The following is a 15,430-nucleotide window of genomic DNA, read 5'->3' as shown; positions in this document are numbered from 1 at the left end:
CGTTATACTTCAATTAAGGAAGAACTGAATGGAGTGATAACATGGTCAATCAAAGAGATCAATGGTCATCTAAGATAGGATTTATTATGGCATCAGCAGGTGCTGCAATCGGTATTGGCGCAATATGGAAGTTTCCTTATGTTGCAGGTCAATTCGGTGGTGGCGCCTTCTTATTGTTATTTATTATATTTACATTATTTATCGGATTACCGATGTTGATTTCTGAATTTATCATTGGACGTGCAACAAACAAAGAAGCTGTTGCTGCCTATGATACGCTAGCACCCAAATCACCATGGAGAATAACGGGAAGACTTGGTGTTATTGGATGTTTCTTATTATTATCCTTTTACAGTGTTGTAGGTGGTTGGATTACAATTTATACAGCATTGGGATTAACAGGCAATCTTATATCTGATGATACAAATTACAGTAAAGTCTTTGAACAAATTATAGGAGAGCCATTTACTGTATTAATCGGTGTGTTTGTCTTTATTTTAATGAATGTTGTTGTGTTAAACTTCGGTATTAAAAAAGGTATTGAACGTGCAAATAATGTATTAATGCCTTTATTATTTATATTCTTTATTATTCTTGTTGTGAGAGCAGTAACTTTAGAAGGCGCATCTGAAGGATTATCGTTCTTCTTTAGTTTCAACTTTGAAGACTTCTCAGCTGAAGGCGTGTTATATGCGTTAGGTCAGTCATTCTTCGCGTTAGCTGTGGGATTCTCATGTATGGTTACTTATAGTTCGTATTTAAGTAAAAAAGAAAGTTTACCAACGTCAGCTATGTCGGTATCGATTATGAATATTATCGTGTCTATATTAGCGGGAATGGCGATATTCCCAGTTGTATTTGCTTTTTCATTAGAACCTACTGAAGGTCCTGGATTATTATTTATCGTATTACCTAATGTATTTGCCCAAATGGCATTTGGTTCAGTATTCTTAACGTTATTTTTACTGTTATTCTTATTTGCGACATTGACTTCTTCATTTAGTCAATTTGAAATTATCATTTCAGCTTTTGAAAAAGAAGGCAAAAGATCGCGTTCAAAAATAGTATGGGTATTAGGATTACTGACATTTATCGCTTGTATTCCATCATCACTGTCATATGGTGTTCTTGCAGATGTTTCGATTTTTGGGAAGTCTATATTTGATGCTACAGATTATTTAGTGAGCAACATATTATTGCCAATTGGCTGTTTACTAATCGCAATATTTATTTCGTTTAGAATGGATCAAGCTATTGTAAAAAGAGAATTCCAAATGGGGAATCAACTTTCTTTAAAATGGTTTAAATTATGGAAATTCTTAATGAGATATATCATTCCGATTATTATACTTATCGTATTTATATGTTCGCTTTAATTCTGTCATGAAATCCATGAAATGAGGTATAGCAAATGGAGTTTAAACAGTTAAAATATTTTGTGGAAATTGTTAGAAATGGTGGTATGACACAAGCTGCAGAACATTTATTTGTAGCGCAATCTACAATTAGTAAAGCTGTAAAAAATCTTGAAAATGAATTTGATGTCACGCTATTTGATCGTTCACAAAAACACATTAAACTAACAGATACTGGCGAAGTATTTTACGATAAAGCAGTAGAATTCTTAACGCTATTTGATCATTTGACGCTCGAATTGAATGATATCTTTGAAGTGCAACGTGGACATATTAGATTAGGGTTGTCGCCTATGATTAAAGTGGATCTTATAACAGACAGTCTTGAGAATTTTCATGGTAAATATTCTAACGTCACATACGAAGTTACTGAAGGTGGCGGTAAGGCGGTAGAACATTATATTAATAAAGATGAAGTAGATATTGGTGTGACGACATTACCTGTAGATTCATCTAAATATAACAGCGTGCCACTTTATAAAGAGGAATTGTTTTTAGTAGTGAATAAGTCACATAAACTTGCCAAGAGACATCAAGTATCAATCAGTGAATTAAAAGATGAAGAATTTGTCTTATTTCACGATGACTATTATTTAAGAGATATGATTATTGAGAACTGCCGGAAAGAAGGCTTCTATCCAAAGACAGTTGCTAAAATATCACAGCTTACCTTTATTAGCAATATGATAGAAAGAGGACTTGGTCTATCTATTGTGCCACGAAGTATTGCTGAACAAATGAGTGATGATGTGACAATGATTGAACTTGAAGGTGAAAAGATATATTGGCATCTCGGATTAATTTGGAAAAAAGGTGCCTATGTGAATCGCGTTACAAAAGAATGGATATTATTTCTAAAAGAATCATTAATCAAGAAACAGGCTGGAACATAATGTTCTAGCCTGTTTTTTGCTTTGAACAATAAAAATATAATTGAACTATTCCAAAGTGGAATAGTTGTAATCGATAATATGTATTTTATTAATACTTTGAACCGTCCTATAATATTGTCTATAAGGTCTTATTAAAAGGATGAGTTTAGATGATTAAAACGTTTATAAAGATACTATTTCAAGTATCTCTCATATATATGATTACTCAAATTGGTAAATGGCTTCAAGAAATATTACATATACCAATTGCAGGTAGTATTGTTGGACTAGCATTATTATTTTTATTACTTCTAACAGGTATTTTACCTGAACGATGGATAGAAGTGGGTGCTAATAAATTAATTAATGTTATGATTTTGTTTTTCGTGCCTTCAATTGTAGGTATTATGGATATTGCAGATCAGATTGGACCAGGTTATATCATTATGGTCGTGTTACTCATTGTGAGTACAAGTTTAGTAGCACTGTCATCTGGTTATGTTTGTGAGAAGTTTTTAAATATTAATAAAACGGATAAGGAGAATGCATCATGATTATACAGTCTTTATTGATGGTACTTTTAACATTAGCTTGTTTTATCATCGCTAAGAAACTACAAATTAAATATAAACATCCTATTCTTAATCCAGCACTGATTGCTTCAATTATGATTGTCGCAATTTTATTAGTCTTAGGTATGAATTACAAAGACTACATGGTAGGTGGTTCATGGATTCATCAATTTTTAGATTGTTCAGTTGTGAGTTTAGCGTATCCGTTATATAAATACAGAAAGTTGATTGTCGCGAACTTCAAAATTATTATTTCAAGTGTATTGGCAGGTATCATGGTTAACTTTGTCCTTATTTATGGTGTCCTATATATAATGGGATATCCGAGTTCAACGATTGTAACAATTTTACCTAGATCGATGACAGCAGCAGTAGGCATTGAAGTGTCTCATCAAATGGGTGGAACAGATACGATAACGGTTATGTTTATTATAGCGACAGGCTTAATTGGTAGTATTTTAGGTAATTTTTATATTAGTAAAGCGAAGTTTAAAAGTGATTTAGCGAAAGGTTTAACGTATGGTAATGCTTCACATGCTTTTGGTACAGCAAAAGCTTTAGAATCCAATATTGAAGCAGGTGCATTTAGTACAATTGGTATGATTTTAACAGCTGTACTCAGTGCGATTATGTTACCAGTACTTTATTTAATGACCACTTATATTTAATGAGATATAGAAGGAGATATGGCAAAATTCATGTCATATCTCCTTCTTTTTTATATAAATTTATATTCATTGAATATGTATAAAAATTCATAATAAAAGAACGTTAGATTTGTTACGTTCGTTAAATTTTAACTTAACACAACCGTTGTAGCAATATTTATAATGATTATAAAAAGTATATTATATATATTTATTCATAAGTAATGATGCTTTTCATTGTATGTAATTTGCATTTTTATTTAAAGTTCTATAGTGTCTTCATTGTGATTTAAATCATCGTGTTCATTAATAATGATTATTTAACGATGTACATTAATCGACAACGAGGAGTGTTCAGAAGTGAAGAAACATAAAGTAATGGACTGGTGGACATTTTATGGGACGGTTGCAGTATTACTTATCGCTGTTATACCGATGATGGTATTCCCTAAAGCTAGTCAAGAAGTCATCACAAGTATTAATGATGTTATTTCAGACTCATTAGGATCATGGTATCTATTACTTGGATTGATTGTTTTTGCATTTGTATTATACATAGCGTTTGGGAAATACGGGAATGTCACTTTAGGTAAAGCAAGTGATAAACCTGAATTTAATAATTTTAGTTGGATTTCGATGCTGTTTTGTGCGGGTATCGGTTCTGATATTCTATACTGGGGTGTCATCGAATGGGCATACTATTATCAAGTGCCGCCGTATGGGGCAGGTAGTATGACGGATGAAGCACTCGAATACGCAACAATGTATGGCATGTTTCATTGGGGACCAATAGCTTGGGCGATTTATGTGTTACCTGCTTTGCCAATTGGTTATTTAGTATTTGTTAAGAAGAAACCAATTTATAAAATCAGCCAAGCATGTAGACCAATTTTAAAAGGTCAAACGGATAAATTACTCGGTAAAATTGTAGATATTTTATTTATTTTTGGATTATTAGGCGGTGCAGCGACATCATTAGCATTGGGTGTACCAATGATTTCTGCTGGGATAGAGCGACTTACAGGGCTTGACGGTGAGAATATGGTTATGAGAAGCATTATCTTACTCATCATTACAGTCATCTTTGCATTTAGTTCTTATACTGGCTTGAAAAAGGGTATACAAAAATTAAGTGATATTAACGTTTGGCTAACGTTCTTAATTTTAGGAATCGTACTGATTGTTGGGCCAACGATATTTATTATGGAAACGACTGTGTCAGGATTAGGAAATATGTTGAAGAATTTCTTTAGAATGGCAACATGGTTAGAACCATTTGGTGGTGTAGGAGATAGAAAAGAAACAAACTTTCCTCAAGATTGGACGATATTCTATTGGTCTTGGTGGTTAGTATATGCGCCATTTATTGGCTTATTTATTGCCAGAATTTCCAAAGGCCGTACGTTAAAAGAAGTCGTATTAGGTACAATTATTTATGGAACTTTAGGATGTGTATTATTCTTTGGTATCTTTGGTAACTATGCAGTGTTCTTACAAATTTCAGGACAATTTGATGTCATTCAATTCTTGAATCAACATAGCGCTGAAGCCACTATAATAGAAGTGATGCATCAATTACCATTTCCAAAAGTAATGATTGTTCTATTCTTAATCTCAGCATTCTTATATTTAGCAACGACATTTGATTCAGGGTCATATATATTAGCAGCAGCAACTCAAAAAGAAGTCATAGACGAACCATTAAAAGCAAATCGATTATTCTGGGCGTTTGCATTATGCTTATTGCCATTTTCATTAATGTTAGTAGGTGGAGAACGCGCGTTAGACGTCTTGAAGACCGCATCCATATTAGCGAGTGTGCCACTAACCGTTATATTTGTGATGATGATGGTTTCATTTATCCGGACACTAGGCGGAGATCGAATAAAATTAGAAGAACGAGCTGAAAAATTAAAAGCAGTTGAACGACGATCATTAAGAATCGTTCAAGTACGGGCAGAAAAAGAAGACGATAACTTATAATAAAAATTCCAACAAAATCTTATAGTTTTGTTGGAATTTTTATTTCTTAATTTTGTTAGAAGCATTTTTGATGAGAAGTGTGAATAACGATAGGAGTAGTTACAAATTTGAGTAGTTTTGTAAATAAGGGTGCTGTTAGAAACAACTCCAGGGAGTTTTGTAACTAAGCCCCCAGTTAAAAACAAACTAACACTGAAGTGTTCACAATACCTAACATTTTCAGTGAATAATTTCTTCATTAAATAGACTGAAAATTTAAAAAGAATAGTTGACATCATATGATGTATCGGGTATGCTAATCATCATAATTTATTATTTCTTAGTAAACTTATCTGTTTAAAATAATTTCTGCTAAAAACATTGATTTTAAACATAAAAGCTTGTAGAAATAAGTATAAGGAGGACGTTATATATCATGGCCGAAGTGTTAACTTATGAACGTTTTGACACTGATCCTTTTAAAGATATTGATATTGACGATGAAACTAAAGGTGCATATCAAATAATTAAATGGGCGTATGAACATTATGGAGATTCTATCGTGTATTCTTGTAGTTTTGGGGCAGAGGGTATGATTTTGATAGATTTAATATCAAAAGTTAAACCAGATGCCAAAATTGTCTTCTTAGATACTGATTTACATTTTCAAGAAACGTACGATTTGATTGACCGTGTGAAAGAAAGATATCCAACATTAAATATTGAACTTAAAAAGCCAGATTTAACGCTAGAGCAACAAGCAGATCAATATGAACCGGCACTATGGACAAGTGACCCGAATCAATGTTGTTATATCAGAAAGATTAAACCGTTAGAAGAAGTATTATCGGGCGCTACTGCTTGGGTCTCAGGATTAAGAAGAGAACAATCTCCAAGCAGACAAAATACCGATTTTATTAATAAAGATGAAAGATTTAAATCTATAAAAGTTTGTCCTTTAATTTATTGGACTTGGGACGATGTATGGGCATATATTGAACGCCACGATTTAACCTACAATGAACTTCATGACTTTAATTATCCAAGTATTGGATGTATTCCTTGTACAGCTCAAGTATCTTCTTCAGGTGATTCACGTGAAGGAAGATGGACGAATTTCAACAAAACTGAATGTGGTTTGCATACAGTAAATAATAAACCTAAGTAATCTAATTAAGAGATTTATTAATCTTTTTTTAGCATAAATCAGACTATTCCCATAAGAATAGTATTTAAAACTTAAATAATTGGACAGGATGAGGTGACATCTTTGGAATTATCAGTAACAAATAGCCCTTTTAATCAAGAGCAGTCAGAAAAGTTAAATCAAGTATTTGCAACACTTACAACTGAACAAAAGATTTGGTTGAGTGGTTACTTATCGGCGTCAGTCGTGCAAGGTGGTCAAGCAAGTGCACCTGTTGTTGAACAATCTACAGCAATAAGCAGTGAACCTAAGTTTAAGAAGCGAGATATTACGGTATTGTTTGGTTCTGAAACAGGTAATGCTCAAGGTTTAGCTGAAACGTTAGAAAGTAAATTAAAAGAAAAATCATTCAATGTCAATCTTGCATGTATGGAAGATTTTAAGACTAAAGATTTAAAGAAAGTAGAAGATTTATTTATTATCACAGCGACTCATGGAGAAGGAGATCCTCCAGATAATGCAATTACATTCCATGAGTTTTTACATAGTCGTAAGGCACCTAAGTTGAATGATGTTAGATTCTCAGTGTTAGCACTTGGTGACGAATCATATGAATTCTTCTGTCAGACTGGTAAAGATTTTGATAAGAGATTAGAAGAGTTAGGTGCAGAGAGAATACATCCAAGAGTAGATTGTGATCTAGACTTTGATGAACCTGCTGAGAAATGGATGGAAGACATTTTAAATTCAATCGGACAAGTATCAGGTCAAACGGCAGAGGAACCCGTTAAATTAGATGCTGAAGATTTATCAGCTACTCAAACATATTCACGCTCTAATCCGTATGAAGCTGAAATTTTAGAGAATATTAATTTAAACGGTAGAGGTTCAAATAAAGAAGTTAGACATATCGAACTTTCTTTAGAAGGTTTCAATGATTCATTTGAACCAGGCGATTGTATCGGCATATTCCCTAAAAATGATCCCGAAATTGTCTCAGAGTTAATTGAAACACTCGTTTGGGATCCAGAAGAAATTGTGCCAATTAATGATTCAGGCGATACATTAAGTTTACGTGATGCATTAACTAATCATTTCGAAATTACAAAATTAACTAAACCAATCGTCACAAAGGCTGCGAATATCTTCGGGAATGGTGTGTTATCTGAAAAAGTTAAAAAAGATCGATGGATTTACGGATACGTTGAAGGTCGCGATTTAATAGACTTATTAAATGATTTTCCACCTGAAGATTTGCAACCAGATGCTTTGCATCAAATATTGAGAAAATTACCAGCTCGTGAATATTCAATCGCAAGTAGTCATCAAGCAGCACCTGATGAAGTACATCTTACTATAGGAGCAGTTCGTTATCACTCTCATGATAGAGATAGAAAAGGTGTTTGCTCAGTACAATTTGCAGAACGATTACAACCAGGTGATACAGTACCGATTTATTTGAAGAAGAATCCTAACTTTAAGTTCCCTAAAACAAGTGAAACGCCTGTCATTATGATAGGACCAGGTACAGGTGTTGCGCCATTTAGATCATATATTCAAGAAAAAGAAGAATTAGAACTTACTAATAAAGCTTGGTTATTCTTCGGTGAACAACACTTTACGACAGACTTCTTATACCAAACGGAATGGCAAGGTTGGTTGAAAGATGGCGTACTTGATAAATTAAGTGTCGCGTTCTCAAGAGATTCAGAAGAAAAAGTATACGTACAACATAGAATTGAAGAAAACAGTAAAGAATTTTATCAATGGATTCAAGAAGGTGCAGCAATCTATGTATGTGGAGATGAAAAACATATGGCTAAAGATGTGCATCAATCCATTTTAAATGTCATTCAAAAAGAAGGACATTATAACGAAGAAGAAGCAGAAGAATTTTTAACTGAATTGAAAAAAGAGAGAAGATATCAAAGAGATATTTATTAAGAGGGGGCAATATTGTGAGCACTCAAACTAATTTATCCGACAAATTAGATGAAATGGAACACATTAAGAATAGAAGTAATTATTTAAGAGGAACAATTAAAGAAGGTTTAGCAGATGAAATAACTGGCGCAATAGCTGAAGACGATACTAAATTACTTAAATTCCATGGTAGTTATATGCAAGATGATAGGGATATTCGTGATGAGCGTCGTAAACAAAAGTTAGAACCAGCATATAGTTTCATGATTAGAGTTAGAGTTCCAGGTGGTACGGCTACTGCTGATCAATGGGTTGCGATGGATGATATTTCAACAGAATACGCTAATAACACAATCAAACTTACAACAAGACAAGCGTTTCAATTCCATGGCATCTTGAAAAGAAATTTAAAAAATTCAATGCAAAGTATCCATCATGCAGTCATGGATTCATTAGCAGCATGTGGTGACGTTAACAGAAACGTCATGTGTAATCCAAATCCATATCAGTCAGGCGTGCACAAAGAAGTAGATACACTTGCTACACAAATAAGTGATCACTTATCACCTCAAACTGGTGCGTATCACGAGATTTGGTTAGACGATGAAAAAATTATCGATACAAAAAAAGAAGTTGAACCAATGTACGGTAAGACATACTTACCAAGAAAATTCAAAATAGGTATCGCCGTACCACCATCAAATGATATTGATGTTTATTCACAAGATATCGGATTGATTGCAGTTATTGAAGATGAGCAATTAGTCGGATTTAATGTGACAGTCGGTGGCGGTATGGGTATGACACACGGTGATACGAAGACATACCCTCAAGTAGGACGTTTATTAGGCTACTTCCCTAAAGAAGAAGCGGTAGATGTTTGTGAGAAAATTTTAACTATCCAACGTGATCATGGTAATAGAGAAAACAGAAAGAATGCACGATTTAAATATACTGTTGACCGTCTTGGTGTTGATTTTATTCGTGAAGAATTGAATAAACGTTTAGGTTGGGAAATTGAAGAAGCGAAACCATTTGAATTTAAACATAATGGTGATCGATATGGCTGGACTGAAGGAAGCGGAAAATGGCACTTTACATTATTTATTCAAAATGGACGTGTCAAAGATACATCTGACTACAAATTGAAGACAGCACTTAGAGAAATTGCTGAAATTCATACTGGAGACTTCCGTCTAACACCAAACCAGAACTTAATCATTGCCAATGTAGCTAAAAGTAAAAAACAACAAATTCAAAAAATTATTGATAAATACGGAATTACAGATGGTGAACATTACACAGGACTTAGAAGAAATTCAATGGCATGTGTTGCGTTTCCAACGTGTGGTTTAGCGATGGCTGAATCAGAACGTTATCTACCAACACTTATTAATAAAATAGAAGGACTTTTAGATGAAGCAGGATTAAATGAAGAAGAAATAACGATTCGTATGACAGGGTGTCCAAATGGATGTGCAAGACCAGCATTAGCTGAAATTGCATTTATTGGTAAAGCGCCAGGTAAATATAATATGTATCTTGGCGGTGGATTCACTGGAGATCGTTTAAATAAACTATTTAAAGAAAATATTGGTGAAGATGAGATTTTAGAAAGCTTAAAACCAATTCTGATTCAATACGGTAAAGAAAAAAATGATGGAGAACACTTTGGAGACTTTGTTATCCGTAAAGGCATTATTAAAGAAGTGCATTCAGGACAAGACTTCCACAGTTAATCAGAAAATGGGGTGTAAGAATGGGGAAAGTATTTTTGGTTGGTGCAGGACCGGGCGATCCAGATTTAATAACGGTTAAAGGTATTAAAGCCATTAAACAGTCTAATGTCATATTATATGACCGACTCGTTAATAAAGCATTATTAGATTATGCAACTGAAGACACGAGAATGATTTATTGCGGTAAAAGTCCAAATAAGCACTCTTTAACTCAAGAAGAAATTAATGAATTGCTCGTAAAACTTTCTCTAGAAGGTTATACCGTAACAAGACTTAAAGGTGGCGATCCATTTATCTTTGGTCGTGGTGGCGAGGAAGCAGAAACATTAAATAGCTATGATATTCCGTTCGAAGTGGTTCCAGGTATTACTGCTGGTGTTGCAGCACCAGCTTATGCTGGTATTCCAGTAACACATAGAGATTATAGTTCATCTGTTGCCTTTATAACAGGTGTTATGAAAGACAGTGTTGATGAAGATGAATATTGGAAACACTTAGCACTAGGACCTGAGACACTTTGTATTTATATGGGTGTAAAGAAGTTGCCTGACATCCAAAAATTATTAGTGAAACATGGTAAAGATATTCAAACACCAGTAGCATTAATTCATTGTGGAACTACACAGAAACAAGTAACAGTGACAGGGACTTTAGAAGACATCGTAGAGAAATCAGAACAAATCACAAACCCTGCAATGATTGTTATTGGAGAAGTCGTCAAACTAAGAGAACGCATGAGCTGGTTTGAAGAAGTGGCATCAGAACAGAACGTTCCACAACTTATTTATTAATACTGGAGGGATACAATGATAGGCGTGTTATATGTCAGTCACGGTAGCAGAATTAAAGAAGCGACAGATGAGGCAATTTCTTTTATAGAATCAGTGAAACAGTCTATTGATATACCTTTACAAGAAATTTGTTTCTTAGAATTAGCACAACCGGATATTCAGCAAGGTGTCGAAAAGTTAATAGCAAAAGGTGCAACCGAAATATCCGTTATACCCGTATTATTACTAAGTGCAGGTCACTATTTTAAAGATATACCGAAAGAGATAGATGAAATTAAGACACAATATCCAGAAGTAACTTTCACTTATGGAGAGCCTTTAGGTGTTCAATCAAGATTAACAGCCATTCTTAAAGAACGTATTGAAGAAACGAAAGTTGCGATTCAAGAAGATGCTAAATTACTTGTTGTTGGAAGAGGCAGTTACAATCCGCAAACGAAGATAGATATAACAGCTATAGGTCAAGCTTTATATGAATCGACAGCATTTAAAAATGTAGAAGTGTGTTACTTAGCTGCCTGTGAGCCATCTTTTGAAGAAGCTTTGCAAGATGCATTACATGAAGAATATTCACAAGTATTCATTGCACCGTATCTTTGGTTTACAGGTGTCTTGGAGCGTCACATAGAGCAAACAGCAGCAGAACATAATACGAAAAGCGACATCATTGTATGCGAACATTTAGGTCATCATCCATCCATACAAGAAGCATTGAAAGATCGCGTATTAGAAACACTGACGACTCAAACAGTTTAAATATCAGATTAAAGGATGATTTATTGTGGCATACATTCCAATCAATTTAGATTTACAAGATAAAATCGTCAAAGTTATTGGTGGCGGTAAAATTGCTGAACGTAGAGTGAACGCACTGATAGATAGTGGAGCGTTGATTCATGTTATTTCACCAGAACTTACAGACCATTTAAAGCAATATGAAATTGAAGGGAAATTGAAATGGCACAAAAAGGACTTTGAAATATCTGATATAGAACATGTTGATTTTATTATAAATGCCACGAACTCACCAGAAATAACCGATGTCATTAAAGATAACACCCCTAAACATTGTCTAATCAACATGGTCGGTGATGCACAAGATGGCAATGTGATATTTCCTGGGACATTAAATAGAGGTAAGTTGCAGATAAGCGTCACATCAAATGGTGCAAGCCCAAAGTTAGTGCGTAATATTTTGAAAGATTTAGAACAACAATATTCAGTAGATTATACAGAATATGTAGATTTTTTATATGAATGTCGCACAATCATTAAATCACTAGAAATAGAGCAAACAGAAAAAAATCAATTATTAGAGAACATTTTGTCTCATCAATATTTTGATACGGATGAGCAAAATAAATTAATCAATTGGTTGAAACGACAACTTAAATAGAAAGCCAGAGAGGAGTAGCTTATGCGAAAGTTAACGATATTTGCATTAGTAGGTTTTTTAGCACAACTTATAGACGGTTCTCTTGGGATGGGATTTGGTGCAACCTCTTCATCATTACTATTAACTTTTGGAGTGGCACCAGCAATCGCATCTGCAACCATTCATTTTTCAGAAGTGGCAACAACAGCAGCATCAGGACTTTCACACTTAAAGTTTAAAAATGTTGACAAGTCTATTATTCTAAAACTTGCTTTACCAGGCGCGATAACTGGGTTTATCGGTGCGGGTGTATTGAGCAACTTGCACAGTGATTTTATTAAACCATTCATCGCCTTATTCTTATTATCAATGGGAATTTATATTATTTATCAATTTGTATTTAAAAAACAGCAAAACCAACAAGTGAAAGATGGCAGATTTTCAGCTTTATTACTTGTTCCACAAGGTGCAATTGCAGGATTCTTAGACGCAATTGGTGGTGGTGGTTGGGGTCCAGTCAACACACCATTATTACTATCAAGAAATAAAATTGAACCAAGATATGTTATCGGAACAGTTTCAGCGAGTGAGTTCTTTGTGACAATTTCAACTTCATTAGGATTTATTATCTTCTTAGGTTGGAGTCAAATAAATATTTTACTCGTCGTTGCGTTAGCATTTGGTGGCGTCGTAGCAGCACCGTTCTCAGCATGGCTAGTGAAGACTTTACCGGTGTATGTTTTAGCAGTACTTGTCGGTGGTCTAATCATATTTACAAATAGTAGTGTTTTATTAGGTACTTTAATTAGCAGTGAAGCAACAGTCAATATTATAAAAGGTGTTATTATCCTTGCTTGGTTAGGTCTAGTACTATTCACACTTTACCAACATAATAAATTTCCTTTTAATATTCAAAATCAAAAATCAAAAGAAGTAGATCAAATTAATTAATAGGAGTGAATATTGATGGTATCAGCAACTCAAAAGACTAAAGAAACAATCGAAGCTCATGGTGGAGAATTAATTAATCGCCAAGTAACAGGTCAAGAAAGAGCAGAACTTATTGAAGCGGCACAATCATATCCTAAATTAACATTAAATCCTTGGAGTCTATCAGATTTAGAATTAATCGCAATTGGTGGTTTCAGTCCACTGACAGGATTTTTAAGCGAGAAAGATTATATCAGTGTCGTTGAAAATCTACGTCTAGAAAACGGACTTGTATGGAGTATTCCAATTACATTACCCGTTACTGAAGAAGAAGCAAACAAATATGAAATAGGTTCAGACATCACTTTATATGGAGAAGACAATCATTTATATGGTGTGTTAAAACTTGAAGAGAAATACACGTATGATAAAGCTAAAGAAGCTCAAAATGTATACGGCACAACAGATGTGGATCACCCAGGTGTGAAACGTGTATATGAAAAAGGTAATGTTTATTTAGCTGGTCCAATCCAATTGGTTGATCGACCAAAGCATGATGAATTTAGTGATTTCCATTTAGACCCAAATGAAACACGTGAATTATTTAAAGAATTAGGATGGAAAACAGTTGTAGGTTTCCAAACGAGAAACCCAGTTCATCGTGCGCATGAATATATTCAAAAAATAGCACTTGAATCAGTTGATGGATTATTATTAAATCCTTTAGTTGGTGAAACGAAGTCTGATGATATTTCAGCTGAAATAAGAATGGAAAGTTATCAAGTTATCTTGAAACATTATTATCCTAAAGAAAGAACACGTCTTGTTATTTATCCAGCAGCAATGAGATATGCTGGTCCACGTGAAGCCATTTTACATGCATTAGTACGTAAGAATTATGGCTGTACGCACTTTATCGTCGGTCGTGACCATGCAGGTGTAGGTGACTACTATGGTACATATGACGCCCAAGAATTAATTTCACAATATGAAAATGAAATTGGCATTCAAATCTTTAAATTTGAACATGCATTCTTCTGTACAGTTTGTGACAACATGACAACAGCAAAGACATGTCCTCATGACAAATCAAATCATGTTCATTTAAGTGGAACAAAAGTAAGAGAGAAACTTCGTAACGGTGAACAATTACCAAAAGAATTCTCAAGACCAGAAGTAGCAGATGTATTAATCAAAGGTTTAAGACAAAATTAATTTCTTTAGGAGTGGAATAATGAGCGCGTCAACAAATATTACATGGCATGATTCTGAAGTAACAAAAGCACAAAGACAAGAACGTAACGGTCATAAAAGTGTTGTGATTTGGTTTACTGGTTTATCAGGATCAGGTAAATCAACAATATCTGTAGCATTAGAAAAAGCATTATTTGAACAAAATATCACTTCATATCGTTTAGATGGAGATAATATTCGTCATGGATTAAACCAAAACCTTGGATTCAGTCCAGAAGATCGAAAAGAAAATATCCGTCGTATCGGCGAAGTCGGTAAATTAATGGTAGATGCAGGTGTTGTCACAATGACAGCATTCATCTCACCATATGAAGAAGACCGTAATACAGTTAGAGATATCCTTGAAGACGGTGAATTCATCGAAGTCTTCACTAAATGTAGTTTAGACGAGTGTGAATCAAGAGATCCAAAAGGACTGTATAAGAAAGCAAGAAGCGGTGAAATTAAAGAATTCACTGGCATTAATGCACCATATGAAGAACCATCAAACCCTGAAATAGTCATTGATACAGAAAACGAAAGTGTAGAAGAATCTGTAGAGAAAATCGTTGCATACTTAAAAGAAAATCAATATTTATAATGAAGAAGCTCACAACGCTAGCTAGTGTTGTGAGCTTTTTGATTTGTGGTGGAGTGCTTATGAACAAGTTTAGTGAGAAGTGTTCATAAGGGTGTCGTTATGAACAAGTTTGGCAAGAAGTGTTCATAAGGCTGTCAGTATTTACAATTTTTACGAGTTTTGTAAATAAAGTAGCCGTTACAAGCAGTTCTGGCCAAAGGTGCAAATACTAATATCACTAAAA

At 34.1% G+C, this 15,430-nt stretch carries 14 protein-coding genes; all 14 read left to right on the top strand.

All coding sequences use genetic code 11. The features are described 5' to 3' along the window. Nucleotides 1-41: 41 nt before the first annotated feature. The 14 genes from ACJTHF_RS06360 (at nucleotide 42) to cysC (ending at nucleotide 15,207) form a co-directional block, all read left to right on the top strand. On the top strand, nucleotides 42-1,376 hold the full coding sequence (locus ACJTHF_RS06360) for a sodium-dependent transporter (RefSeq protein WP_078355275.1): 1,335 nt from the start codon (nucleotides 42-44) through the stop codon (nucleotides 1,374-1,376). Nucleotides 1,377-1,411: 35 nt separating this feature from the next. Continuing rightward, nucleotides 1,412-2,308 carry a cidABC operon transcriptional activator CidR gene (cidR, locus tag ACJTHF_RS06355; protein ID WP_058592132.1) on the top strand — a complete coding sequence of 299 codons (897 nt, stop codon included), beginning with the start codon at nucleotides 1,412-1,414 and terminating at the stop codon, nucleotides 2,306-2,308. 149 nt (nucleotides 2,309-2,457) lie between these two features. Next, the gene (locus tag ACJTHF_RS06350; protein ID WP_058612111.1) at nucleotides 2,458-2,841 is read left to right on the top strand and encodes a CidA/LrgA family protein; all 384 of its coding nucleotides are present in this window, start codon (nucleotides 2,458-2,460) and stop codon (nucleotides 2,839-2,841) included. Next, complete coding sequence (locus ACJTHF_RS06345; protein ID WP_048540516.1) at nucleotides 2,838-3,527, top strand: LrgB family protein; 690 nt, start codon at nucleotides 2,838-2,840, stop codon at nucleotides 3,525-3,527. The genes ACJTHF_RS06350 and ACJTHF_RS06345 overlap by 4 nt, the downstream gene beginning before the upstream one ends. Before the next feature lie 339 nt (nucleotides 3,528-3,866). Then, nucleotides 3,867-5,489, top strand: a complete 1,623-nt coding sequence (locus tag ACJTHF_RS06340) for a BCCT family transporter (RefSeq protein WP_048540517.1) — start codon at nucleotides 3,867-3,869, stop codon at nucleotides 5,487-5,489. A 415-nt stretch (nucleotides 5,490-5,904) separates the two neighbouring features. Continuing rightward, the gene (locus tag ACJTHF_RS06335; RefSeq protein ID WP_048540518.1) at nucleotides 5,905-6,636 is read left to right on the top strand and encodes a phosphoadenylyl-sulfate reductase; all 732 of its coding nucleotides are present in this window, start codon (nucleotides 5,905-5,907) and stop codon (nucleotides 6,634-6,636) included. 102 nt (nucleotides 6,637-6,738) lie between these two features. Then, on the top strand, nucleotides 6,739-8,559 hold the full coding sequence (locus tag ACJTHF_RS06330; protein ID WP_107609101.1) for an assimilatory sulfite reductase (NADPH) flavoprotein subunit: 1,821 nt from the start codon (nucleotides 6,739-6,741) through the stop codon (nucleotides 8,557-8,559). A 14-nt stretch (nucleotides 8,560-8,573) separates the two neighbouring features. Then, the gene (locus ACJTHF_RS06325; protein ID WP_407812600.1) at nucleotides 8,574-10,277 is read left to right on the top strand and encodes an NADPH-dependent assimilatory sulfite reductase hemoprotein subunit; all 1,704 of its coding nucleotides are present in this window, start codon (nucleotides 8,574-8,576) and stop codon (nucleotides 10,275-10,277) included. Nucleotides 10,278-10,297: 20 nt separating this feature from the next. After that, a complete protein-coding gene (cobA, locus tag ACJTHF_RS06320) occupies nucleotides 10,298-11,068 on the top strand; it encodes a uroporphyrinogen-III C-methyltransferase (protein WP_107609102.1) in 771 nt (256 codons plus the stop codon). A gap of 15 nt (nucleotides 11,069-11,083) precedes the next feature. Continuing rightward, a complete protein-coding gene (locus ACJTHF_RS06315) occupies nucleotides 11,084-11,824 on the top strand; it encodes a sirohydrochlorin chelatase (RefSeq protein WP_058592138.1) in 741 nt (246 codons plus the stop codon). Between the two features lie 25 nt (nucleotides 11,825-11,849). After that, nucleotides 11,850-12,464 carry an NAD(P)-binding protein gene (locus ACJTHF_RS06310; protein ID WP_078355270.1) on the top strand — a complete coding sequence of 205 codons (615 nt, stop codon included), beginning with the start codon at nucleotides 11,850-11,852 and terminating at the stop codon, nucleotides 12,462-12,464. A 21-nt stretch (nucleotides 12,465-12,485) separates the two neighbouring features. After that, nucleotides 12,486-13,394, top strand: a complete 909-nt coding sequence (locus tag ACJTHF_RS06305; protein ID WP_025907279.1) for a sulfite exporter TauE/SafE family protein — start codon at nucleotides 12,486-12,488, stop codon at nucleotides 13,392-13,394. 15 nt (nucleotides 13,395-13,409) lie between these two features. Next, complete coding sequence (gene sat / locus ACJTHF_RS06300) at nucleotides 13,410-14,588, top strand: sulfate adenylyltransferase (RefSeq protein ID WP_232156905.1); 1,179 nt, start codon at nucleotides 13,410-13,412, stop codon at nucleotides 14,586-14,588. A 19-nt stretch (nucleotides 14,589-14,607) separates the two neighbouring features. Then, the gene (cysC, locus tag ACJTHF_RS06295) at nucleotides 14,608-15,207 is read left to right on the top strand and encodes an adenylyl-sulfate kinase (RefSeq protein WP_048540525.1); all 600 of its coding nucleotides are present in this window, start codon (nucleotides 14,608-14,610) and stop codon (nucleotides 15,205-15,207) included. Nucleotides 15,208-15,430: the final 223 nt, after the last annotated feature.

The sequence above is a fragment of the Mammaliicoccus sp. RAM2 genome, assembly GCF_045897195.1.
In the GTDB taxonomy this organism is placed as follows: domain Bacteria; phylum Bacillota; class Bacilli; order Staphylococcales; family Staphylococcaceae; genus Mammaliicoccus; species Mammaliicoccus sciuri.
The sequence above is the reverse complement of the archived record's forward strand: the minus strand, read 5'-3'. Positions and strand labels throughout refer to the sequence as shown.

Excerpts from the sequence above, each read along its gene's own strand:
- cobA (WP_107609102.1), top strand. The coding sequence starts at position 10,298 with ATGGGGAAAGTATTTTTGGTTGGTGCAGGACCGGGCGATCCAGATTTA.
- cidR (WP_058592132.1), top strand. The coding sequence starts at position 1,412 with ATGGAGTTTAAACAGTTAAAATATTTTGTGGAAATTGTTAGAAATGGT.
- ACJTHF_RS06345 (WP_048540516.1), top strand. The coding sequence starts at position 2,838 with ATGATTATACAGTCTTTATTGATGGTACTTTTAACATTAGCTTGTTTT.
- ACJTHF_RS06360 (WP_078355275.1), top strand. The coding sequence starts at position 42 with ATGGTCAATCAAAGAGATCAATGGTCATCTAAGATAGGATTTATTATG.
- ACJTHF_RS06350 (WP_058612111.1), top strand. The coding sequence starts at position 2,458 with ATGATTAAAACGTTTATAAAGATACTATTTCAAGTATCTCTCATATAT.
- ACJTHF_RS06315 (WP_058592138.1), top strand. The coding sequence starts at position 11,084 with ATGATAGGCGTGTTATATGTCAGTCACGGTAGCAGAATTAAAGAAGCG.
- ACJTHF_RS06335 (WP_048540518.1), top strand. The coding sequence starts at position 5,905 with ATGGCCGAAGTGTTAACTTATGAACGTTTTGACACTGATCCTTTTAAA.
- sat (WP_232156905.1), top strand. The coding sequence starts at position 13,410 with ATGGTATCAGCAACTCAAAAGACTAAAGAAACAATCGAAGCTCATGGT.
- cysC (WP_048540525.1), top strand. The coding sequence starts at position 14,608 with ATGAGCGCGTCAACAAATATTACATGGCATGATTCTGAAGTAACAAAA.
- ACJTHF_RS06305 (WP_025907279.1), top strand. The coding sequence starts at position 12,486 with ATGCGAAAGTTAACGATATTTGCATTAGTAGGTTTTTTAGCACAACTT.